Source organism: Streptomyces sp. NPDC001843 (assembly GCF_042891955.1).
Lineage (GTDB): Bacteria > Actinomycetota > Actinomycetes > Streptomycetales > Streptomycetaceae > Streptomyces.
Genome location: NZ_JBIATQ010000009.1, coordinates 16,825 through 38,392, shown reverse-complemented (window position 1 = coordinate 38,392; position 21,568 = coordinate 16,825). Strand labels below are relative to the sequence as shown.

The following is a 21,568-nucleotide window of genomic DNA, read 5'->3' as shown; positions in this document are numbered from 1 at the left end:
CTTATGCCGCTTCCCGGAACCGGGTGGTCCGGTGGACCGGGTCCGTGTCGATCTTCGGGATGACGTGCTCGCCGATCAGCCGGATCGTCTGCAGCGTTTCCTCCTTGGGCACCCCGACCGGCAGCCCGAAGCTGAGCTGGTCGGCGCCCGCCTGCTCCCACCGCTTGCACTGGCGGAGCACCTCGTCGGGGTCGCCGCAGATCAACAGCTCCTCCTCGACGAGGAGTTCGACGAACTCCGGGGTGTACTCGGGGAGCGTCTCCGGCCACTCCGGGAAGCCCTCCGGGCGCGGGAAGGTGTCGTGGTAGCGGAAGACGAGGGAGGGCAGGTAGTGCAGGCCGCCGGCTGCCGCGATACGGATGGCCTCGTCGTGCGTGGGCGCGCAGATCGCGGTCGTCGTCACCATCACGTTGTCGTTGACGAAGTCCCCGACGGGTTCCGCGTTCACGACCGCCGTCTTGTACTGCTCCAGCACCCATTCCATGTCGGAGACCTTCTGGATGCTGAAGCCCAGCACCCCGAGCCCCTTCTTCGCGGCCATGGCGTACGAGGGCGGGGACCCGGCCGCGTACCACATCGCCGGATGCGACTTGCCGTACGGCTTGGGAAGCACCTTCCTCGGCGGCAGTTGCCAGTGCTTGCCCTGGAAGCCCGCGTACTCGTCCTGGAGCCACATCTTGGGGAACTCGGCGATGGTCTCCTCCCAGATCTCCTTCGTGTAGTTCATGTCGGTGATGCCGGGGAGGAAGCCGAGGATCTCGTGAGAGCCGGCGCCGCGCCCGCTGCCGAACTCGAAGCGGCCCTCGCTGAGGTGGTCGAGCATGGCGACCTTCTCGGCCACCTTCACCGGGTGGTTGACCTGGGCGAGCGGATTGAAGATGCCGGAGCCGAGGTGGATGCGTTCGGTGGCGTGGGCGAGATAGCCGAGGAAGACGTCGTTGGCGGAGAGGTGCGAGTACTCCTCCAGGAAGTGGTGCTCGGACGCCCAGGCGTACTTGAAGCCGGACTTGTCCGCCTGGATGACGTACTCGGTCTCCTCCATCAGTGCCTTGTGCTCGGCCAGCGGGTCGGTCTCGGCTCGCTTGCCCACGTATCCCTGTACAAAGAGCCCGAATTCCAAGGCGGATCACCGTCCCTACGCTTTACTGACGAACCGTCAGATTGCCTGCCGCCCGACTGTTGCACCGCCCGCATGCACCGTCAATAGCTGACGGCTCGTCAGATCAGATGTCCGAGCCCTACGGCGGGTGGTCAGATGACGGTCACTCCCGCGAGCCACCCGCCGTCGATCACGAACGGCTGCCCGGTGATGTACGAGGAGTCGTCAGAGGTGAGGAACAGCGCCAGCCGGGCCACCTCCTCCGGCCGTCCGACCCGGCCCAGCGGCACGAGCTTGCGGTACAGCTCGTCCAGGGCGCGGGTGGTCTCCTCGGGGTCGGCGTCCGGGTCCAGCCGGGCCGGGTTGGACATGGGGGTGTCGATGGCGCCCGGACAGATGGCGTTGACGCGGATCTTCCGGTGCGCCAGCTCCAGTGCGGCGACCCGGGTGAGCCCGAGGACCGCGTGCTTGGTGGCGGTGTACGTGCCCACGGCCGCCATACCGGTCAGCGCGGTGTAGGAGGCGGTGTTGACGATGGTCCCGCCCTCGGCCATCGCCGGCGCGACCACCTTCATCCCGAGGAAGCAGCCCACCTGGTTCACCTGCACCACCTGCATGAACTCCTCCAGCGGGGTGTCCACGAGGGCGTTGAAGCGCAGGATGCCCGCGTTGTTGACCAGCCCGTCGACCCGGCCGTACGCCTTCCGCGCGGCGGCGAGGGCGGCCTGCCAGTCCTCCTCCCGGCTCACGTCCAGGTGGACGTACGGCGCTCCCAGCTCCTTGGCCAGCGCCTCCCCCTGGTCGTCCAGCACGTCCGACACGACCACCCGCGCGCCCTCCGCCGCGAAGAGCCGCGCCTCCTGCTCACCCTGCCCGCGCGCCGCCCCGGTGATGATGACGACGCGTCCGTCCAGCTTGGCCATGTCTCTCCTCAGTCGAGTCAGTCGAGTGCGGGGGCGACCTCGGCCCCGAAGGCGGCCATCTGGTCGGTGAGTTCGGCGCGGCTCCGGCACCGGAACCGCACCTGGATCTGGTGCACGCCCATCGCGTGGTACGCCCGGAGCGACTCGGCGAGGGCCTCGGGGGCGCCGGTGAGGGTGCGCCGGCCGGTGTCCCAGGAGGGCCGGCCGACGTACAGGGGCTCGGTGATCGCGCCGACGGTCAGCGGCGCCTCGATCCCCGCCCGCTCCCTCAGCTCCCGGATCCGGGTGATCTGCGCGGGCAGCCGGTCCCGCGGATCCCCCTGCGGCAGCCAGCCGTCCCCCTTGAGGGCGGCCCTGCGCACGGCGGCGGGCGAGGAGCCGCCCACCCAGAGGGGGACCTGGTCCTGGGCGGGCCGGGGCCGCTGCCCGAGCCCCTCGAAGTCGTACACCTTGCCGTGGTGCTCGGGGTACTCCTCCGGCCCCAGGGCGGCCCGGAGCGCGTCGATCGACTCGTCGAGCAGGGCGCCGCGCCGCTCGAAGTCCACCCCCAGCGCCTCGAACTCCTCCCGTACGTGCCCGGCGCCGACCCCGAGGACCAGCCGCCCGCCGCTGAGGTGGTCGAGGGTGGCGTACTGCTTGGCGGTGACCAGTGGGTGCCGGAGGGCGACGACCGCGACGTGGCTGAGCAGCCGGACGTGTTCGGTGACGGCCGCGAGGTGGGCGAGGGTGGCGACCGGGTCGTACCAGACCGTGCTCATCGCGGGCGCGAGGCGGCGCGGGATGGCGACGTGGTCGCAGCAGGCCAGGTAGGCGAAACCGGCGCGGTCGGCGGCGCGGGCGATCTCGACGAGGTCGGCGGGAGTGGCGTCGGCCTCCCAGGCCTCCGTGTAGAGGGTGCTCTGGGACTGGACGGGGAGCTGGATCCCGTAGGCGAGGCGTTCCTCGCGGCGTTCCTCGGGTGGGGCGGGCACGACGACCCCCTCTGCATGGCTGACGGACCGTCAGGCGACGACCGTTGGGCACATCGTCGTAGCTGACGATCCGTCAGGCAAGGGTTGGGGAGGGGGCGGTGCGGAACGCGTCAGCGCGCGAAGCCGTCCCCGAAGTTGGCGTCGGCCACGGGCGCACCGAGGGCGGCCGGCCCGAAGACGAAGGACCCGGAGGCGGTCGGACCGGTGCCGGTGGAGCGGAAGCCCCAGACGGCGCCGTCGAAGGTGTTCTCACCGTGGGCGGCGGCGTACAGCTCGGCGCGGCCGTCCTGGTCGGTGTCGACCAGCGCGGTGTGGGTGCCGAAGAAGTCGTTCTGCTCGGCCGTGCCGGGCACACCCGGGGTGTTCTGGTCGAAGGACACGGCGCCGGAGCCGGTCAGCCCGCCCTTGCCGCCGCGCAGCACGGTGACGGCGCCCGCCGAGGCGACCTTGCCGATGTCCTCGTTCGGGGAGCCGACGGCGACGTCCGCGTAACCGTCTCCGTCGACGTCGGCGACGGAGACGCCCCAGCCGAAGCCGTCACCGGCCTCGGAGGTGCCGGGTACGCCCGCCGTGTTCTGGTTGATGGTCGTGGTGCGGGAGGTGTCGGGCCCGGTGGCCGAGCCGTACACGACTCCGACCTGGCCGCCGAGACGCGCCGGGTCCACCTCGTCGTCGTCCTCGGAGCGCTCGACGGGACGCCCGATGACCAGGTCCGCGTACCCGTCCTTGTTGACGTCACCGATGCCGAGACTGGAGCCGCCGGGGACGACGCCGCCGCCGGCCTTCTTCAGCGTGACCGGTGCTCCCAGGCCGGCCTCGGTGCCGTGCAGGTAGACCACGCGCTGGTAGACGGCCCCGCCCTCCTCGCCGAAGTCGTAGATGAGCGCGACCAGATCCGTGATGCCGTCGTGGTCCACGTCTCCCGCGGCGATGTCGTCGGTGCCGTAGTCCTCGTCGAAGAAGAGGTCGCTGGAGTGGTCGGCGCCGGCGGTGCGGGTGAACGGGCCGACGAGCAGCCGGGTGGCCGCGGCGACATCGGGACGGCCGTCGCCGTTGTAGTCACCGACGGCGATGTGCTGGGCGTTGACCCGGTCGCCCTCGGCACCGGTGGCCACCACCTTGCCGCCGGACAGCCCCTGCTTCCCGCCCCATACGACGGTCAGCGTGCCCGCGTTCTGCACGGACCCGACGTCCTCGCCGCTCGCCCCGACGACCAGGTCCGTGTACCCGTCGCCGTCCAGGTCCCCGAGGGCGAGGCCGGAGCCGAAGTAGTCGTCGGCCTCGGCGCCGCCGGGTATGCCGGCCGTGTCCTGGCTGATGAGCTGCCGGTGCGAGGTGTCCAGCCCCTTCTTGGAGCCGTACACGACACTCACGTAACCCGCACGCGCGTGCCCGCCGACCTTGCCCGAGGAGGCGCCGACGGCGAGGTCCGCGTACCCGTCTCCGTTGAAGTCGGCGCGCACGCTGTGCGCCTTGGCCTGCGTGCCGGCCGCGTGCGCGCTCACCGGGCCGACGACGGCCCCGGCGACGGCCACGGCGGCCACGACTCCGAGACGGGAACGAAACCTGCGCTTGCTCATGTGGAACCCAACTCCCGTTTTCCTGCCGGTCGATGACAGACGGGAGATCCAATGTCCCCAAGATCCCCACGCCGTTGCCCTGTACGACTCGCCGGGCGGCGACGGGGTTGCCCCGGAGGACGCCGGGAATTCCCCGGCCGTTAACCGGCGTCCTCCGCACCGCTCCCGGGCCACAGCCCGTCCTCCGTGAGCCCCAGCAGCCCGATCGCGTTGCCCCGTACGATCCGCTCGACGACGTCGGCCGCCAAGTGCCCCATCTGCGCCTCGCCCACCTCACGGGACTTCGGCCAGGTGGAGTCGGAGTGCGGGTAGTCGGTCTCGTACAGGACGTTGCCGACACCGATGGAGTCCAGGTTCCGCAGCCCGAAGGCGTCGTCGAAGAAGCAGCCGAAGACGTGCTCGGCGAACAGCTCGGACGGCGGTCGGGTGACCTTGTCGGCGACGCCACCCCAGGCGCGGTTCTCCTCCCACACCACGTCGGCCCGCTCAAGGATGTACGGGATCCACCCGATCTGCCCCTCCGCGTACATCACCCTCAGGTTCGGGAACCGCTCGAACTTGCCGCTCATCAGCCAGTCGACCATCGAGAAGCAGCAGTTGGCGAAGGTGATGGTGGAGCCGACGGCGGGCGGGGCGTCGGCGGAGGTGGACGGCATACGGCTGCTGGAACCGATGTGCATGGCGACGACCGTGCCCGTCTCGTCGCACGCGGCGAGGAAGGGGTCCCAGTCGTCGGTGTGGACGGAGGGCAGACCGAGATGCGGGGGTATCTCGGAGAACGCGACCGCCCGGACCCCGCGGGCCGCGTTCCGCCGCACCTCGGCGGCGGCCAACTCGGCGTCCCAGAGGGGAACGAGGGTGAGCGGTATGAGCCGCCCCCTTGCCTCGGGCCCGCACCACTCCTCCACCATCCAGTCGTTGTAGGCCCGCACGCACAGCAGCCCCAGCTCGCGGTCCTTCGCCTCGGTGAAGGTCTGCCCGCAGAAGCGGGGGAAGGTGGGGAAGCACAGGGCCGACTGCACATGGTTGACGTCCATGTCGGCGAGACGGGCGGGGACGTCGTACGAACCCGGCCGCATCTGCTCGTACGTGATGACCTCGAGCCTGATCTCGTCCCTGCTGTAGCCGACGGCGGTGTCGAGGCGGGTGAGGGGCCGGTGCAGATCCTCGTACACCCACCAGTCACCGACCGGCCCGTCGTCGCCCGGTGCCCCCATGACGGGCGCGAACCGGCCACCGAGGAAGGTCATCTCCTTCAGCGGCGCGCGGACGATACGAGGGCCTATGTCCCGGTACTTCCTGGGGAGCCGGTCCTGCCAGACGTGCGCGGGCTCCACGGTGTGGTCGTCGACGGAGATGATCTCCGGGAAGGGCGTCTGGGTGTCCATGGCGCTGACGGTAGCGCTGATCTGACGATCCGTCAGCTAGGGAGAAATGATCGTTGACGGTCAGGTCTGTGCGGAACTGTGCGCAGAGCATGTGAGGGGCTTGTGCACTCCCGTGAGTCGGCCTGTGATCGGCGTCTCCCACGGCTGACGCATCCGCCCCGAACAAGGCAAACTGACGGAGTTGTTCGGGATGCCTAGGGGGACCAACGCATGGACGGTGTACCGCGAGTACCGGAGCAGCGGCGCCCCGGCTCCTCCTCGGAGGAACCCGCGGCGTTGCGCTTCAGCGTGCTCGGTCCGGTGCGCGCCTGGCGCGGCGACGAACCGCTCAGCACCGGCTCCCCCCAGCAGCGCGCCCTGCTCGCCGCCCTGCTGCTGCGCGAGGGCCGCACGGCGACCGCCGCGGAACTGATCGACGCCCTCTGGGGCACCGAGCCGCCCTCGCAGGCCCTGGCGGCGGTCCGCACGTACGCCTCGCGCTTGCGGAAGGTCCTGGACCCCGGCGTGCTGGTCAGCGAGTCCGGCGGCTACGCGGTCCGCGCGCCGCACGAGGGCGCGCTGGACCTGCTGGTCGCGCAGGACCTGGCGGCGGAGGCGGAGAAGGCACGCGGCGCCGCCGACCTGTGCCATGCGCGGGAGGTACTGAACCGGGCGCTCGGCCTGTGGGACGGCGAGGCCCTGGCGGGCGTGCCGGGCCCGTACGCGGAGGCGCAGCGGGTCCGCCTGGAGGAATGGCGCCTGTCGCTGCTGGAGTCCCGCCTGGACATGGACCTGGAACTGGGCTGCCACGCGGAGGCGGTGTCGGAACTGACCGCGCTCACGGCGGCCCACCCCCTGCGGGAACGTCTGCGCGAGCTGCTGATGCTGGCGCTGTACCGGAGCGGCCGCCAGGCCGAGGCGCTCGCCGTGTACGCGGACACCCGGCGTCTCCTGGCAGAGGAACTGGGCGTGGATCCCCGCCCGGACCTGCGCGAACTCCAGCAGCGCATCCTCCAGGCGGACCCGGCACTCGCGGAGCCCTCGGCACCGGTGGCGGAACCGGCGGTGATACCGGTACGCCCGGCGCAACTCCCGGCCACTGTCCCCGACTTCACTGGCCGCGCCTCCTTCGTCGCGGAGCTGAGCGAAGTACTGGCCTCCGCCGAGGGCCGGGTGATGGCGGTGTCGGCGCTGGCCGGCATCGGAGGCGTCGGCAAGACGACCCTCGCCGTCCACGTGGCCCACCAGGCGCGCTCCGCCTTCCCCGACGGCCAGTTGTACGTCGACCTCCAGGGCGCCGGCACCCGGGCGGCGGAACCGGAGACGGTACTGGGCTCCTTCCTGCGGGCCCTCGGCACCGCTGACTCGGCGATCCCGGACTCCCTGGAGGAACGGGCGGCGCTGTACCGGTCCGTGCTGGACGGCCGGCGGGTCCTGGTGCTGCTGGACAACGCGAAGGACGCGGCGCAGGTGCGGCCACTGCTGCCGGGGACGGAGGGCTGCGCGGCGCTCGTGACATCCCGGGTCCGGATGGTCGACCTGGCGGGCGCCCATCTGGTGGACCTGGACGTGATGTCCCCGGACGAGGCGCTGTCGCTGTTCACGAAGATCGTGGGCGAGGAGAGGGTGGCGAGCGAGCGGGAAGCGGCGCTGGACGTGGTCGCGGCGTGCGGCTTCCTGCCGTTGGCGATCCGGATCGCGGCGTCTCGGCTGGCGGCGCGGCGGACCTGGACGGTGTCGGTACTGGCGGCCAAGCTCGCGGACGAACGCCGTCGCCTGGACGAGCTCCAGGCGGGTGACCTGGCGGTCAAGGCGACGTTCGAGCTGGGGTACGGCGCCCTGGAGCCGGCCCAGGCCCGGGCGTTCCGGCTGCTGGGGCTGGCGGACGGGCCGGACATCTCGCTCGCGGCGGCCGCCGCGGTACTCGACCTGCCCACGGACGAGACCGAGGACCTGCTGGAAGCCCTGGTCGACACGTCCCTCCTGGAATCTGCGGCGCCTGGGCGGTATCGGTTCCATGATCTGGTTCGGCTCTACGCGCGTGCGTGCGCGGAACGGGACGAACAGCCGGCCAGCGAGCGGGATGCGGCGATGTCGCGGTTGCTGGACTTCTACCTGGCCACGACCGCGGGGGTGTACGCCATCGAGCGGCCGGGGGACCGGCTGGTGGACGACTTGGAGGCTACCGAGTACCCGGGGTTGCGTTTCACCGAGGGGACTGCGGCGCTGGACTGGCTGTACACGGAGGCGGCACCCCTGCTGGCGTGCGTCCGGCAGTCGGCGGGAACGGGACGGCTACGGCGAGGGGTTGACCTGCTGTGGGCGGCGAAGGACCTGACCGAGTCCGGGGCGAACTCGCATCAGTACGAGGCGACTGCGCGGGCTATGTGCGAGGCCACTCGGGGGACGGGGGATGCACGGGCAGAGGGCCGGGCGCGGACCGTGCTCACGGATGTGCTTCTGGTGTCCGGGCGGATTCAGCAGGCGGAGGAGGAGGCGCGGGTCGCCATGGAGCTGGCAGGTGCGGAGCGAGACTCCACCGCTGTCAGTTGGGTTGCCAACAACCGAGGTCTCACGTGCCTGCACCAACGCCGCTATGCGGACGGCAGGGCCCTGTTCGTGCAGGCCATCGACGGCTTCCGAGCCGCCGGAAACCGGCCCGGTGAGGCCTCTGCCTTGTCCAACCTCTCGCGGGCCGAACTGGGTGCCGGCAACATCTCGGATGCGGTCGAGATAGCCATGCGCGGCCTGGCCGTGTACATCGAGCTTGGACGGACCATGCGCCTCGCTAACGGGCACTTCGCCGTGGGCGTGGCGCTGACCAGCGCCGGGCGTCACTCTGAAGCGCTCAGCCAATTCTCCGACGCCCTGGCCATCTTCAGTGATCACCGACAGCGGCTCTGGGAAGGCGCCACCAACTTCCGCATCGCGGAGGTACACATGGCCGCCCGCCGCCCTGCACAGGCCGCCCAACACGCCGAGCAAGCCCTTGCCTTGGGCTGCATTGGCGGCGACCGTATGCGTGGCAACGTCCTGACCCTTCTGGGCCGGGCGCTCTCCACCCTTGGGCAGGTGGACCGAGCCAAGGCCTGCTGGCGCGAGGCTCTTCACCTCTACGAACAGAACGGCGCCCAAGAGGCGGCCGACGTACGCGCGTTGCTGACGTCCGGCGCAGCGGCCTGACACCCGGACCCGTCGTCCGACCAACGTGGACGTTCAGCATTCGTTTATCTCCCCCCGGCATCCTCTTGCCTGTCAGACCATCGCGTCGGGGGGCAGATAGTCCGGCCCGGAGCCCAACCGGTTAATGTGCGGCTCCGTACGCCCGTCCGGCGGCCCTCGGGGGAGCTTCCGGGCGGGCGTTCCTGACCCGTCACCAAAGCAGAGGACGTAGCGCATGAGCGACACGAAGAAGGACGCGGACGCCACTCCGCTGGACAACCACATGCCCAGCGAGCCGGCGGCGGATGAGGCCATCGCCACGCTCGACAACCACATGCCGACCGAGCCCGCTGCGGACGTCATTAAGACGATGGACAACCACATGCCCGCGCCACCTGCGCTGGACCTGGACGCCAAGTAAGCCTCATTTCCCGACGGGGATCGGCCGCGGCAGCGCGGAGGGGAGCTGCCGCGGCCGAGGCGTGCCCGGGAAAAAGATGCAAGCCGTTTTGTGGCGGGAACCGTTCGTTCCTCTCGAACATTCGCCCCCCCCTGAAGCTAGCGTCACTCAGCGCATTGAGGTCCCCTCTCTCACAGGAGCCGATATGACCCGCACCAAGAAGATCCTCGCCACCATCGCTCTGGTGCTCGGTGCTACTACGGTCGCTACAACTCCGGCACTGGCCGACCATTACATGCCGGTCAGCGGGCAGGAATCCGTCGCCCCGCACGACCACTACATGCCCTGACACGGAACGTCACCGAGGGGCCGAGCCCAAGCTCGGCCCCCTTGTGTACCCCGGCCCAGCGCTGAACTCACACCCCCGTGACCACCACCCGCCCCCCGCACAGCTTCCCCATGTCGTCCTCATCGGACGTGAAGACCACCACTCCACCCACCTGCCGCCCCGCGATCACAGCCAGGGCCGCGTCGATGGCGTACTTGTGGCCGTGCAGCCCCGTGTCCTGCAGGAGGACGACCGCGGCCTCTGCGACCTCCCTCGTCACAGGCTCGACCACGACCCGCGACATCGCCCAGGACCAGGCCGCCCGGTTCACCTGGCCGTGATAGGCCTCGATCAGCGTCATGGAGCTGGTCACGACGCGGATACCGGCCCGGTGCGCCTCGTTCAGCCGCGCCGTCATCCTCCGCTCGCGCAGCACGGCCCGGGAGAGCGCCTCACAGTCCAGCACGTACGTCCCGACGCCCATCAGCCCGCCATCGGCAGATCGGGACCCCCACCAGGTGAAGCGCCCGCACGCTCACCGAACTGCCGGTCGAGCCGCCGGCGCTCGGCCTCGGCCTCGGCGAGCTCCTCCTCCGTCAGCGCACCGCCCGCCTCCTGCATCCAGGCCACCAGCTCCCCCAGCCGATCCTGCTCCCGCTGACGCTCTATGGCCCGCGTGACATATGCACTGAACCCACCGGAACCCACTTCTCGCCGGATCTCCTCGGCAAGCTCCTCCGGCAGCGTTACGGTGTACTTCTTGGTTGCCATACCACTCACCATACCGACACCCGCCCCCTTCCGCCGCCGCTCACTCTGCCTCCGCCACATCGCACCACACCGTCTTGTCCGCACTTCCCTGCTCCACCCCCCACCGCACGGCCACCGCATCGAGCAGCAGGAGCCCACGTCCGGCCTCCTCGGAATCCGTCGCAGGCAGCGGCAGCGGCAGCACACCCACGGCCGGGTCTGTGACCTCGACGCGGATCCGGGCGCTGTCCGTGCGGGCGACCCGTACGCGGACGAGGGTGCCCTCCCCCACATGCCGGATGACGTTGGTGACGAGCTCGGTGACGCAAAGCTCGACATCCGGGGAAGACGCGCCCAGATACCTGCGGAGAGTGCGGCGCAGTGCCGCGACCGTCTCCGGCATCGCGAGGAGATCCAGGTCCAGCGGCGGCGGTGCCGACACCCCGCGATCCTCCCGCAACGCCGTCGCGAGTTTGCGCGCGGTCACGACGTTGCAGTTGCCGAGCGCGACCAGGCCGGCCGGGGCCCCGTACGTCGCCACGAAACTCGACAGATCCACTCTGAGGGAGGGAAGCGTGATGCCGTGGGCGGCGAGAGCGTCGCGTAGTTCCTCCACGCACAGGGTTGTGTCGTAGACGCCGGAGTTGGAGGTGGGGATGGGGGACGGAACGGAGGGCTGTGGGGGCACGGCCGAGTACACCTTCCTGTGCTTTCTGTGACGAACCAGTCACAGAGTGACGCTGACCCTCGTACCGTTGGAAGCCGTTTCGACTGCGCAAGCGCAACTGACAAACGGCGGTGATGAGTCGTGCCCCCACGCAAAGACCCCGACGCCTCCGCGAACGTCCCCTCCTTCTACGGCGCCGAGTTGCGCTACCAGCGGGAACTCGCGGGCCTGACGCTCGAACAACTGGCGGGCGGAAGCTTCCGCGGCGTCCCGTTCCTGAGCCAGATCGAGCGCGGTGAGCGGCGCATGCCGGTGGATCTCGCCCGGCACGTCGACAAGGTGCTGAAGACGGACGGCTTTTTCGAGCGGCGCTGTGAAGATGCCCGGAAGGCGCGGCAGTCGGGGCATGCGGAGTACTTCGCGGATGTGGCGGAGATGGAGCGGCATGCGGAGTCGATCGAGGACTGGGCGCCGATGCTCGTGCCTGGGCTACTCCAGACGCAGGCATATGCGGAGGCCGTCGTTCACACATCGCTGCCGTGGCTTCTGCCCGAGACGGTCGACAAGCAGGTCCGTGCCCGTCTGAAGCGCGCGGAGATCTGGGCACGTGAAGAGCGTCCGGCGTTCTGGGCGGTGTTGCATGAGTCTCTGATTCGCAAGCCCCTCCTGTGCCCGACGGAGATGGCGGTGCAGTTGGAGCACACCGCTCAGGTGATCCGCTCCACCCAGGGGGTTTTGCAGATCCTCCCTGAAACGGCGCACGCCCACCCCTTCATGATGGGGATGATGAGGGTCATGACCTTCCCGGACGCCCCGCCTGTGGCCTACACCGAGGGGCTTCACAACGGCCAACTCATCGATTATCCGGCGCTCGTGAAGAACTACCGCAGGTCGTACGATCTGCTCAGGGCCGCCGCACTCCCGCCAGAGGCGTCCCTGGCCATGGTCGAACAAGCGGCAGAGGACTACCGAGATGGCAAGCACCAGGATTGACCTGAGCACTGCCCTGTGGCGCAAGAGCAGCTACAGCAACGGCAGCGGCGGCGAATGCGTCGAGGTCGCCGTCCAGCACCCCGACGGAATCCCCGTTCGCGACTCGAAACGAGCCCAGGACGGCCCCGTACTCCTCTTCCGTCCGCTCACCTGGATCGCTTTCCTCGGCTCCCTGAATGACTGACCCACCGGTTATCCACAGGCCAAGCGGCAGGCTGGGGCTTCTGCGATCTTGGCCGGGTGGAGCGGAGGGACCTACGAACGCTGACGGTGGGAGGCATCCTCCTCACCTCGCGGGCCGTCGCGGCCGGCTGGCCCCGGGGGAGCCTGGCGCGGGCACTGCAGGACGAGGGCTGGACGAGGCTCAGGTACGGCGCTTGGGCTGAGCCGGGACGGGACCCGGACCTCCTCACCCGGCTGCGAGCGGTGCAACTGATGGCACCCCGGCTGGTCGTGAGTCACCGTTCAGCGGCGGCGATCTGGCGGATCGAGACCCTGACCGGCATCTCCGGCGCACCCCTGGAGTTCACAGACCCTCAGCTCATCGCCCGCCTGGACGACAGCCACGTACGCGTACACCGGCTGCCGCTCGGCACGCACGAGGTGTGGGAACGACAGGGACTGCGACTCACGCCCCCGACCCGCACGCTCGCCGACCTGCTCCGAGACGGCCCGAGGGACGAAGCGGTCGTCGCCGTGGACTCCGCGCTCTCCGAACGGAGGGTCGGCGGGCTCCGCCGCCCTCCGATCATCGCGAAGGACGCGATCGCGCACGCCCTCGATGCCAGAGCGCGGGGCACGGACAGAGGCCGAGAGTGGCTGCGGCTGACCGATCCGCTCGCCGGGTCACCGGCCGAGACCATCGCCCGCCTGCGCATGCACGACGCCGGGCTCCACCCCGACAGCCAGGCCGAGGTACGCACCCCGAACGGCCGACGCCGTTACCTCGACTTCCTCTTCCGGAGGGAGGGGTTGGGCGTGGAGATCGAGGGCTACGCCTACCACGGCACCCGCGACGCCCACCGCCAGGACGTCATCCGCTTCAACCAACTCCTCCAGTGCCCGGAGATCCGCAACCTCCTCCGCTTCAGCGCCGCAGACGTCTTCCACCGGCCCGACTACATGCTCGGGGAGATCCGGGCCGCCCTGGGTGCACTGGCCGCCGATTGAGCGGTGACCGTGGGGCCGCCCGCTTCTTTGGTTGGGGGCGCGGTCGCGCCTCGCCTGCACGCCGGGTGGCTTAAGCGGCGATCGGTGGGTGGGGGGCGAGGGCTCGTGCACGCGGTGGGCGGGCGGGGGCACGCCGGACCGGCTTAGCGGCTTGCGGTCGGTGGGGGGCGGGACGCCGGGTGGGGTGGTGTTCCTGGCGGGTCAGCGGCGATCCGTGATGATTGGGACACGGGGGCGGTTCGGCTGCTGCTGCGGCGGCGACCGGCGCTCCACCGGCCCCCAGGTCACTCACCACAGTCACATCGGCCTCACTAGTCACAGCCACCCAGTAATTGGAGGGAATGTCTCACGGGCAGACGACAAACCCGCAGCTCATGCCACGCGAGCGTGAGACATTCCCTCCAATTACTCCCACCGCCCCTGCAACTGCACCCCGCTGCGCCACGAGCACGACGACCGCGCGGCACCGGCCAAGGGCTACGGACCACCGACCACGGACCACCGACCACGGATTACCGACCACGGATTACCGACCACGGACCACGGATTACCGACCACCGACCGCAAGCCGCTAAGCCGGGCCGGCGTGCCCCCGCCCGCCCACCGCGTGCCCGAGCCCTCGCCCCCCACCCACCGATCGCCGCTTAACCCACCCGGCGTGCAGGCGAGGCGCGACCGCGCCCCCAACCCCGCCCCACAGCCCAGCCGACGGCAGGGACCGCCCTACCCGGGCCCCGCTTTCTCCGGGCTGCCCGCTCGCTTCTCCCACGGGCTGGAGTGGGCCGGGTCAAGGGTCGGCCGCAGGCCGATCGCCGAAGGCGACGCGGAGTGGAGCGCAGCGGAACGCAGCGCCCTTGACGCGGGCCGCTCCAGGCCGACACTGCGAAAGAAGCGGGCGGCCCCACGGCAACCACCCAACCGGCGTCCAGCTCACCCCACCCGCAGTTCCCCCTTCACCACCTTGCCGCTCGCGTTCCGGGGGAGCTCGCTCACGAACTCGACCGCCCTGGGCACCTTGTAGTTGGCCGTCTCCCTCCGCGCCCAGGCGATCAGGTCGTCCCCGGTGACCACGGACCCCGGCCGGCGGACCACGAAGGCCTTGCCGACCTCGCCGAGGCGCGCGTCCGGGACGCCGATCACCGCCACGTCCGCCACGTCCGGGTGCAGGCCCAGGAGTTGCTCTATCTCCGCCGGGTAGGCGTTGAAGCCGCCGACTATGTACATGTCCTTCAGGCGGTCGGTGATGCGGAGGTTGCCGGCGCCGTCCAGGACGCCCACGTCGCCGGTGCGCAGCCAGCCGTCCGGAGTGATCGCCTCCGCGGTCGCCGCCTCGTCCTCGTGGTAGCCCCGCATGACGTTGAAGCCCCGGACCAGGACCTCACCGTCCTCCGCCACCTTCACCTCCGTCCCGGGTATCGCCCGGCCCGAAGTCGACGCGATCAGCGACGGGTCGTCGCCCCGGCGGCACATCGTCACTATGCCGCTCGCCTCCGAGAGGCCGTAGGCCGTGAGGACCGTGCCGACGCCCAGCTCCCTCCGTAGGCGTTCCACCAGGCGCAACGGGACGACCGCCGCCCCTGTCACCACAAGCCTCAGCGCCGAGAGGTCGTGCGCGTCCCTCGCCGGGTGGTCCAGGAGGGACTGGTGGAGGGTCGGGGGGCCCGGCAACACCGACACCCGCTCCGTCGCCATGTTCGCCAGTGCCGTGTCCACGTTGAAGACCGGCTGCGGGATCATCGTCGCTCCCCGCGTCAGACAGGCGATCACGCCCGCCTTGTAGCCGAACGTGTGGAAGAACGGGTTCACGATCAGGTAGCGGTCGGACGAGCGCAGGCCTGCCAGGTCGGCCCAGATCTCGTACGCCGTCAGGGTCTGCTCGTGCGTGATCATCGCGCCCTTGGGGCGGCCGGTCGTGCCCGACGTGAAGATGATGTCCGAGAGGGAGGAACCCCGCACCGCCCCGGCCCGGCGCCTCACGTCCGTGTCCCCCAGCCCCTCCCCGCCCGCCAGGAAGTCCTTCCACGTCCGGAAGCCCGGTGGGGCGTCCTCCGACAGGACCACCACCTGCCGCAGGTCCGGCAATCCCGGCAGCGGGCCCTCCCCCGGCCCCTCCCCCGCCGCCCGTCTCAGTGACGCCACGTACGACGTGCCCAGGAACGTCCCCGTCACGAAAAGCAACCGGGCCCCGCTCCTCGCCAACACGTCCGCCGCCTCCGCTCCCTTGAAGCGCGTGTTCAGCGGTACGAGTACCGCGCCCGCCGTCACCGCCCCGAGCGCCGCGACGATCCAGTCGAGGGAGTTGGGGGCCCACACCCCCACCCGGTCGCCCACCTCCACGCCGCTGGCGATGCAGGCCGCCGCCGCGCGTTCCACCCGGGCGCCCAGTTCCCCGTACGAGACACGGCTGCGGCCGTCGACCACCGCCTCGGCGGTCGCGTACCGCTCGGCCGACCACCGCACCAGGTCCGGAATGGTGTCCCAGTCACCCACAGCAGACCTCCCGCCACGCGTAGCTGACTGACCGTCAGATTAGCTGTAACCTGACGGGCTGTCATCCGAAGAGAGGCAGGTGCACCGTGGCAGGAGCAGCGGCAGGACCAGGGCTCAAGGACGCCACCGCCATCGTGGGGATCGGGCAGACCGCCTTCGCCAAGCGGCTCCCCGAGGACGAGAAGACCCTCGCCTGCCGTGCCGTCCTGGCCGCCCTCGACGACGCCGGGATCGATCCCGGTGAGGTGGACGCCCTGGCCTCCTACACCATGGAGGAGACCGACGAGGTGGAGCTCGCGAAGGCCGTCGGGTTCGGGGACCTCACCTTCTTCAGCAAGGTGGGGTACGGGGGCGGCGGTTCCTGCGCCACCGTCGCGCATCTCGCCGCCGCCATCGCCTCCGGCCAGGCCACCGTCGGGGTCGCCTGGCGGTCACGGAAGCGCGGCAGCGGGCCCCGGCCCTGGACCAACACCGCCGTTCAGCTGCCCACCCCCGGTCAGTGGACCCGGCCGTTCGGGCTTCTCCGGCCCGCCGACGAGATCGCCATGCTCGCGCGGCGCTACATGCACGAGTACGGCGCCACCCGGGACCACCTCTTCAACGTCGCCCTCGCCTGCCGGAACCGGGCCAACCAGAATCCGGCGGCGGTGATGTACGAGCGGCCCCTCACCCGGGAGATGTACATGACCGCCCGGTGGATCAGCGAGCCGCTTTGCCTCTTCGACAACTGCCTGGAGACGGACGGTGCGCTGGCCTGCGTGGTCGTCGGCAGGGAACGCGCCCGGGACTGTCGCCGCGCCCCCGTCTACGTCCACTCCGCCGCCCAGGGGCTGCCCGCCCAGCACCACGGCATGGTCAACTACTGGAACGACGACCCGCTCACCGGACCCGCCTGGACCGCCGCCCGGCACCTGTGGAAGCACGCCGACTTCACACCCGAGGACGTGGACGTCGCCCAGATATACGACGCCTTCACCGCTCTCATACCGCTCTCCCTCGAGGGCTACGGCTTCTGCGGCCGAGGCGAAGGCGGTGCCTTCACCGAGCAGGGCGCCCTGGAGATCGGCGGGCGGCTGCCGATCAACACCGGCGGGGGCGGACTCTCCGAGGCCTATGTGCACGGCTTCAACCTGATCAACGAGGGCGTGAAGCAGTTGCGCGGGACCAGCACCGCGCAGGTGCCCGACGCCGCCACCTGTCTCGTCACCGCCGGTGAAGGAGTTCCGACGTCCGCGCTGCTGCTGAGGAGTTGACCGCACCGTGCTGAATCCCGTCATCGACAACGACGGCGCCCCCTTCTGGCGGTACGCCACCGAGGGGGAGTTGCGCGTCCAGGCCTGCGCCGACTGCGGGGAACCCCGCTTTCCGCCCCGCCCCTGCTGCCCGTACTGCCAGTCCTTCGCCTGCGAGTGGCGGGTCACCTCGGGGCGCGGGCGGATCTGGTCGTACGTCGTGCCGCATCCGCCGCTGCTTCCGGAGTACGCGGCGCAGGCGCCGTACAACGTGATCGTCGTGGAGCTGGAGGACGCGCCCCGCGTGCGGCTCGTCGGGAACCTCGTCGCCCGTGCCGGGGCGCCGCTCGGTTCCTTTGATCCGCATTCGGTGCGGATCGGCGCTCGGGTGCAGGTCGTGTTCGCCCACGGGCTGCCTCAGTGGGTTCTGGCGTGAACGCCCTCCGCCTCGACGTCGACAAGGACACCGGCGTCGCCGTCGTCACCCTCGACCGGCCCGATCGGCTCAACGCCGTCGATCTGGAGATGGCTGACGAACTCCGGACGCTGTGGCGTGGGTTGCGTTTCGACGACAGCGTGCGCGCCGTCGTGCTCACCGGGGCGGGCGAGCGCGCCTTCTGTACCGGGATCGACCGGGACGTGGTCGTGCCGCAGCCCTCGTCGCCGTACATGCAGGACGATCCGTTGCTGACGGTCGGGCCGAAGGCGAACGACCTGTGGAAGCCGGTGGTGGCCGCCGTGCGCGGGATGGCCTGCGGTGGGGCCTTCTACCTGCTGGGCGAGTGCGAGTTCATCGTCGCGGATCCGACAGCGGCCTTCTTCGACCCGCACACGACGTACGGCATGGTCAGCGCCTACGAGTCCGTGCTCATGACCCAGCGGATGCCGTACGGCGAGGTCGCGCGGATGGTGCTCATGGGCAACGCCGAGCGGATCGGGGCGCGGCGGGCCCATCAGATCGGGCTCGTTTCCGAAGTCACCGGGGCGGGTGAGGCGTTGGCGGGTGCCGTGCGGTGTGCCGAGGTGATCGCGCGGTGTCCCACCGAGGCGGTGCAGGGGACCGTGCGGGCGCTGTGGGCGGCCAAGGAGGCGGCGCGTGCGCAGGCCTTCGCGCAGGCGCCGCATCTCATCGCGCTGGGGAATCTGGCAGCGGAGCGGCAGGCCGAGCTGTTCGCCGGGCGGCGGAGCGGTGGGTTCCGGGTGCGGTGAACGCGGCGGTCACTCCGCTTCGGCCTCCGGGGCCACCCGGCAGTGGTCGATCCCGGTTCCGACGCTCGCGGGGGGCTTCACCCGGACCTGCGTCGTGCCCTTCGCGGGGACGGTGACGTACTCGAAGCCGTGGTCGATCTCGGTGTCGGAGTCGTCGCGGAAGGAGACGTCGACGCTGAAGGTGGCCTTTCGGCCGTTCGGGTTCGTGACCTCGACCGTGGCGTACGGACGCTTCTCGGTCGCGCAGCTGATCAGCTTCGTCCGGGCGTTCTCCAGCGGCTTGCCGCTCCCGCCGGCAGGGGTGGAGGTGGCCCGGTGGGTCGGGCGCCGCGTGTAGTAACCCCCTCCGGTGCCTCCGCTCGTGCCGCCGCTGCCGTAACTGCCGTCGTCCGAGTCGTCGTCCGAGCCGCCGTACGATCCGCCGCCCGACGTGGAGGTGGAGGTGTCGTGGTCCTGGCGGTCACTGCTGCACCCGCCGCCCCCGCCTCCGCTCCCGTGGCGGCTGTGGTGGCGGCCCGTTGAGAAGCCGGTGAGGCTGAGCACCACGAAGGCGAGTACGGCCGTGAACCTGAGCGTGCGCGTCCGTCCAGTCATGCGGTCAGCGTATCCAGCCGTGTGCACCGCGTGGCGGGTGCCCGGCGCCGGGGGTAGCGTCAGCCGTGGACGGCCGCCGTCCGCAGCCCCTTCCGTGCGACTACCGGCACGGCGGCCGTCCCCGAGAAGCCGGGTCGGGTCACGCCGTCCGCGCGGTCCCCGTCCCCTTCTCCGCGTCCAGCGCGTACACGCAGCGGTCCTTGCTGCAGGCGTACACCACCCCGTCCTTGACCACGGGGGAGCCGGTGATCTCGCCACCGGTGGCGAGTTTCCAGCGCAGGCGGCCGTCGTCGGCCTTGAGGGTGTACAGCAGGTGGTCCGTCGAGCCGAAGTGGATGCGTCCCTCCGCCACGGCCGGGGCGCCCACCACGTCACCGCCGGCCTGGAAGCGCCACTTCGGGGTGCCGGTGACGGCGTCCAGGGTGTACAGCCCCTTGCCGCTGCCGACGTGGACGTGGCCGGCGGCGACGAGGACGGGCTCGATCGACGCACGGGACTCGGTGGCGATGCGCCAGCGGTCGCGTCCGTCGGTGGCGTCGAGGGCGTAGACGGTGCCGAGGTAGTCGGCGAGGTAGATGCCGCCGCCGGTGACCGCGGGGCCGGGGGCGAAGGTGGGCGGGCTGAGGAAGGCGGCGGGGGCCTCGAAGTGCCAGCGCACCATGCCGGTCGCGACGTCGACGGCGAGGACGCGGGTGCCGGCGCAGACGTAGACGTGGCCGTCGGGGGCATGGGTGAGCCGGACCGGGACGCCGCCGCAGGTGGCCGCGTCACCGATGGGGTACGACCAGCGCTCCTCGCCGGTGCGGGCGTCGAGGGCGCGCAGCCGGGCGTCCTGCCAGATGAAGGCGGTGCCGTCGTGCAGGGCGGGGCCGGCCTCTGGGGACTCGAAGTCGGTCTGGCAGCCGGTGATCTCCCACAGTTTCTGGCCGTTGGAGGCGTCCCAGGCCTGTACGCCGCCGCCGCGGGTGCCGGTGAGGACGGTGCCCCGGTCGGCCTCCAGGGAGTACACCCAGGCGTCGGTGGACAGCCGCCACAGGTCGGTGCCCTCGCGGCAGTCGAGGGCGAAGAGGGTGGGGCCGTCGGAGGCGTGGATACGGCCGTCGGCGACCGCCATGGACCAGGCGACGTCCCGGGTCTTGAAGCGGCGGCGGCCGGTGGCCACGTCCAGGGCGTGCACCTCGAAGGAGGTGACGTAGACGAGGTCGCCGTCGACGGCGGGGGTGCCCCAGACGTCGTTGGACATGCGGAAGCGCCAGGGCCGCCAGCCGGACGCCGTCTCCGGGGGCGCGGGCGGGGGCGCCGGTACGGCGGGGTCGGCGCCGTTGACGCCGGGGCGGGGGCGGGACCAGCTGGAGACCAGGCCGGCCTCGGGCGGGGGTGCCTTGACGGCGGCGGCGCGGGTGTCGGCCACGCGCGGGCCGGGGCCGATGGGCACCTTGGCGCCGGCGAGCCGGACGGGGCCGGTGTCGGGGCCGCCGACGGGGGCCGGTGCGGGGCCGGGTGCCGGGACCGCGGGGTCGTAGGACGGCGGCGGAGGCAGTGCGGGCCGGCCGCCGTTGCCGGGGCCGGTCGGGGACGGCTTGGCGGCGGGCCGGCCACCGCGCCGGGACTCGATGAGGGCGACGGCCTTCTCCGGCAGCCAGGCGGAGGCGGTGCCGCTGTCGTCGGAGCCGGAACCGAAGAGGTGGGGGGCGAGCTGGGCCTGGAGGTCGGCGGGGTTGGGGCGGGCCGTGGCCTCCATCTGCATACAGGACTCGATGAGCGGGCGCAGCTCGTCCGGGAGGCCTTCGAGGTCGGGGCCTTCGCGCAGCAGCATGAAGACGGTCTCGACGGGGTTGGCGCCGTGGAAGGGCGGGTGTCCGGTGGCGGCGAAGACGAGCATGGAGCCGAGCGAGAAGACGTCGCTGGCGCCGGTGACGCTGCGGGAGTCCTTCGCCTGTTCGGGGGACATGTAGGCGGGTGTGCCGACGGCCACGTTCGTCATCGTCAAACGCGTGTTCGAGACGCCGGACGCGATGCCGAAGTCGATCACCCGGGGGCCGTCCTCGACCACGAGGACGTTCGAGGGCTTGAGGTCACGGTGGACCAGCCCTGCGCCGTGGATCGACTGCAGGGCCTCCGCGACGCCCGCCGCGAGCCAGCGCACCGCCTGGGCCGGGAGCGGCCCGCAGTCGTTCACTATCTCCTCGAGGGAGGGCGCGGGGACGTAGGCGGTGGCCAGCCACGGCACGGCGGCGCGCGGGTCGGCGTCGACGACCGCGGCCGTGTAGAAGCCGGAGACCGCCCGGGCCGCCTCCACCTCACGGGTGAAGCGGACACGGAACAACTGGTCCTCGGCGAGCTCCGTACGGACCGTCTTGATCGCCACGCGCCGCCCGGACGCCGAGCGCGCGAGATAGACCAGCCCCATGCCGCCGGCACCCAGCCGGCCGAGCACCTCGAACGGCCCGATCCGCCGCGGATCGTGCTGCGTCAGCTGATCCACCACTTGCCTGCCACCTCCCCGTACGAGCCGCGTCATCCACATGTGTACGCGACCGAAGTGCAGCGTCTCACCACCGCACCGCCATGGCGGCACGCACCCCGATTCTTCCTGGCCGGGGACCATGTTGCGAACCCGGCGACCAATCGGG

General features: G+C 71.0%; 20 protein-coding genes. 9 read left to right on the top strand and 11 right to left on the bottom strand.

Going from position 1 to position 21,568, the window contains the following annotated elements; all coding sequences use genetic code 11:
* Position 1: 1 nt before the first annotated feature.
* From ACFYZQ_RS22725 to ACFYZQ_RS22705, 5 genes are all read right to left on the bottom strand, one after another.
* Positions 2-1,120 carry an LLM class flavin-dependent oxidoreductase gene (locus tag ACFYZQ_RS22725; protein ID WP_389150534.1) on the bottom strand — a complete coding sequence of 373 codons (1,119 nt, stop codon included), beginning with the start codon at positions 1,118-1,120 and terminating at the stop codon, positions 2-4.
* A 131-nt stretch (positions 1,121-1,251) separates the two neighbouring features.
* The gene (locus ACFYZQ_RS22720) at positions 1,252-2,022 is read right to left on the bottom strand and encodes an SDR family NAD(P)-dependent oxidoreductase (RefSeq protein WP_389150532.1); all 771 of its coding nucleotides are present in this window, start codon (positions 2,020-2,022) and stop codon (positions 1,252-1,254) included.
* A 17-nt stretch (positions 2,023-2,039) separates the two neighbouring features.
* Entirely contained in the window at positions 2,040-2,993 is a 954-nt protein-coding gene (locus tag ACFYZQ_RS22715) for an LLM class F420-dependent oxidoreductase (protein WP_389150529.1), read from the bottom strand.
* Between the two features lie 110 nt (positions 2,994-3,103).
* Positions 3,104-4,573 (bottom strand): FG-GAP and VCBS repeat-containing protein, encoded by a 1,470-nt coding sequence (locus tag ACFYZQ_RS22710; protein WP_389150527.1) that lies wholly within the window; start codon positions 4,571-4,573, stop codon positions 3,104-3,106.
* A 140-nt stretch (positions 4,574-4,713) separates the two neighbouring features.
* Positions 4,714-5,961 carry an amidohydrolase family protein gene (locus tag ACFYZQ_RS22705; protein WP_389150525.1) on the bottom strand — a complete coding sequence of 416 codons (1,248 nt, stop codon included), beginning with the start codon at positions 5,959-5,961 and terminating at the stop codon, positions 4,714-4,716.
* A 210-nt stretch (positions 5,962-6,171) separates the two neighbouring features.
* Between ACFYZQ_RS22705 and ACFYZQ_RS22700 the strand changes: the two genes are divergently transcribed.
* The 3 genes from ACFYZQ_RS22700 to ACFYZQ_RS22690 all read left to right on the top strand — a co-directional run bounded on the left by ACFYZQ_RS22700 (position 6,172) and on the right by ACFYZQ_RS22690 (position 9,851).
* Positions 6,172-9,123 (top strand): BTAD domain-containing putative transcriptional regulator, encoded by a 2,952-nt coding sequence (locus tag ACFYZQ_RS22700; RefSeq protein WP_389150522.1) that lies wholly within the window; start codon positions 6,172-6,174, stop codon positions 9,121-9,123.
* Between the two features lie 214 nt (positions 9,124-9,337).
* On the top strand, positions 9,338-9,523 hold the full coding sequence (locus ACFYZQ_RS22695) for a hypothetical protein (RefSeq protein ID WP_389150519.1): 186 nt from the start codon (positions 9,338-9,340) through the stop codon (positions 9,521-9,523).
* A 184-nt stretch (positions 9,524-9,707) separates the two neighbouring features.
* The gene (locus tag ACFYZQ_RS22690; protein ID WP_389150517.1) at positions 9,708-9,851 is read left to right on the top strand and encodes a hypothetical protein; all 144 of its coding nucleotides are present in this window, start codon (positions 9,708-9,710) and stop codon (positions 9,849-9,851) included.
* A 67-nt stretch (positions 9,852-9,918) separates the two neighbouring features.
* Here ACFYZQ_RS22690 and ACFYZQ_RS22685 read toward each other — a convergent pair whose 3' ends face one another.
* Genes ACFYZQ_RS22685 through ACFYZQ_RS22675 form a run of 3 tightly spaced genes read right to left on the bottom strand, consistent with a single transcriptional unit; the run spans position 9,919 to position 11,268 of the window.
* Positions 9,919-10,314: a PIN domain-containing protein gene (locus ACFYZQ_RS22685; protein ID WP_389150514.1), complete on the bottom strand. Its 396-nt coding sequence runs from the start codon at positions 10,312-10,314 to the stop codon at positions 9,919-9,921.
* A complete protein-coding gene (locus ACFYZQ_RS22680) occupies positions 10,314-10,601 on the bottom strand; it encodes a ribbon-helix-helix domain-containing protein (protein WP_389150511.1) in 288 nt (95 codons plus the stop codon). The genes ACFYZQ_RS22685 and ACFYZQ_RS22680 overlap by 1 nt, the downstream gene beginning before the upstream one ends.
* A gap of 40 nt (positions 10,602-10,641) precedes the next feature.
* Positions 10,642-11,268 carry an ATP-binding protein gene (locus ACFYZQ_RS22675; protein ID WP_389150508.1) on the bottom strand — a complete coding sequence of 209 codons (627 nt, stop codon included), beginning with the start codon at positions 11,266-11,268 and terminating at the stop codon, positions 10,642-10,644.
* A gap of 120 nt (positions 11,269-11,388) precedes the next feature.
* On the opposite strand from ACFYZQ_RS22675, the gene ACFYZQ_RS22670 reads away from it, so the two are divergent.
* The 3 genes from ACFYZQ_RS22670 (at position 11,389) to ACFYZQ_RS22660 (ending at position 13,410) form a co-directional block, all read left to right on the top strand.
* On the top strand, positions 11,389-12,240 hold the full coding sequence (locus tag ACFYZQ_RS22670) for a helix-turn-helix domain-containing protein (RefSeq protein WP_389150506.1): 852 nt from the start codon (positions 11,389-11,391) through the stop codon (positions 12,238-12,240).
* Positions 12,221-12,424, top strand: a complete 204-nt coding sequence (locus ACFYZQ_RS22665; protein ID WP_389150502.1) for a DUF397 domain-containing protein — start codon at positions 12,221-12,223, stop codon at positions 12,422-12,424. Before ACFYZQ_RS22670 ends, ACFYZQ_RS22665 begins: the two co-directional genes overlap by 20 nt.
* An 86-nt stretch (positions 12,425-12,510) precedes the next feature.
* Positions 12,511-13,410, top strand: coding sequence for a hypothetical protein (locus tag ACFYZQ_RS22660; RefSeq protein WP_389150499.1), 900 nt, complete (start codon positions 12,511-12,513; stop codon positions 13,408-13,410).
* 930 nt (positions 13,411-14,340) lie between these two features.
* Here the strand turns inward: ACFYZQ_RS22660 and ACFYZQ_RS22655 are convergent.
* Positions 14,341-15,900 carry a FadD3 family acyl-CoA ligase gene (locus ACFYZQ_RS22655; protein WP_389150497.1) on the bottom strand — a complete coding sequence of 520 codons (1,560 nt, stop codon included), beginning with the start codon at positions 15,898-15,900 and terminating at the stop codon, positions 14,341-14,343.
* 86 nt (positions 15,901-15,986) lie between these two features.
* On the opposite strand from ACFYZQ_RS22655, the gene ACFYZQ_RS22650 reads away from it, so the two are divergent.
* The 3 genes from ACFYZQ_RS22650 to ACFYZQ_RS22640 are packed head-to-tail and all read left to right on the top strand — an operon-like array spanning position 15,987 to position 18,341.
* Positions 15,987-17,153, top strand: coding sequence for a lipid-transfer protein (locus tag ACFYZQ_RS22650; RefSeq protein WP_389150494.1), 1,167 nt, complete (start codon positions 15,987-15,989; stop codon positions 17,151-17,153).
* A gap of 7 nt (positions 17,154-17,160) precedes the next feature.
* Positions 17,161-17,568: a Zn-ribbon domain-containing OB-fold protein gene (locus ACFYZQ_RS22645; RefSeq protein WP_389150492.1), complete on the top strand. Its 408-nt coding sequence runs from the start codon at positions 17,161-17,163 to the stop codon at positions 17,566-17,568.
* Entirely contained in the window at positions 17,553-18,341 is a 789-nt protein-coding gene (locus ACFYZQ_RS22640) for an enoyl-CoA hydratase/isomerase family protein (protein ID WP_389150489.1), read from the top strand. Before ACFYZQ_RS22645 ends, ACFYZQ_RS22640 begins: the two co-directional genes overlap by 16 nt.
* Before the next feature lie 9 nt (positions 18,342-18,350).
* On the opposite strand, the gene ACFYZQ_RS22635 is transcribed toward ACFYZQ_RS22640, so the two are convergent.
* Positions 18,351-18,935: a hypothetical protein gene (locus tag ACFYZQ_RS22635; protein ID WP_389150486.1), complete on the bottom strand. Its 585-nt coding sequence runs from the start codon at positions 18,933-18,935 to the stop codon at positions 18,351-18,353.
* Positions 18,936-19,074: 139 nt separating this feature from the next.
* Positions 19,075-21,423 (bottom strand): PQQ-binding-like beta-propeller repeat protein, encoded by a 2,349-nt coding sequence (locus tag ACFYZQ_RS22630; protein ID WP_389150483.1) that lies wholly within the window; start codon positions 21,421-21,423, stop codon positions 19,075-19,077.
* Positions 21,424-21,568 lie beyond the last annotated feature (145 nt).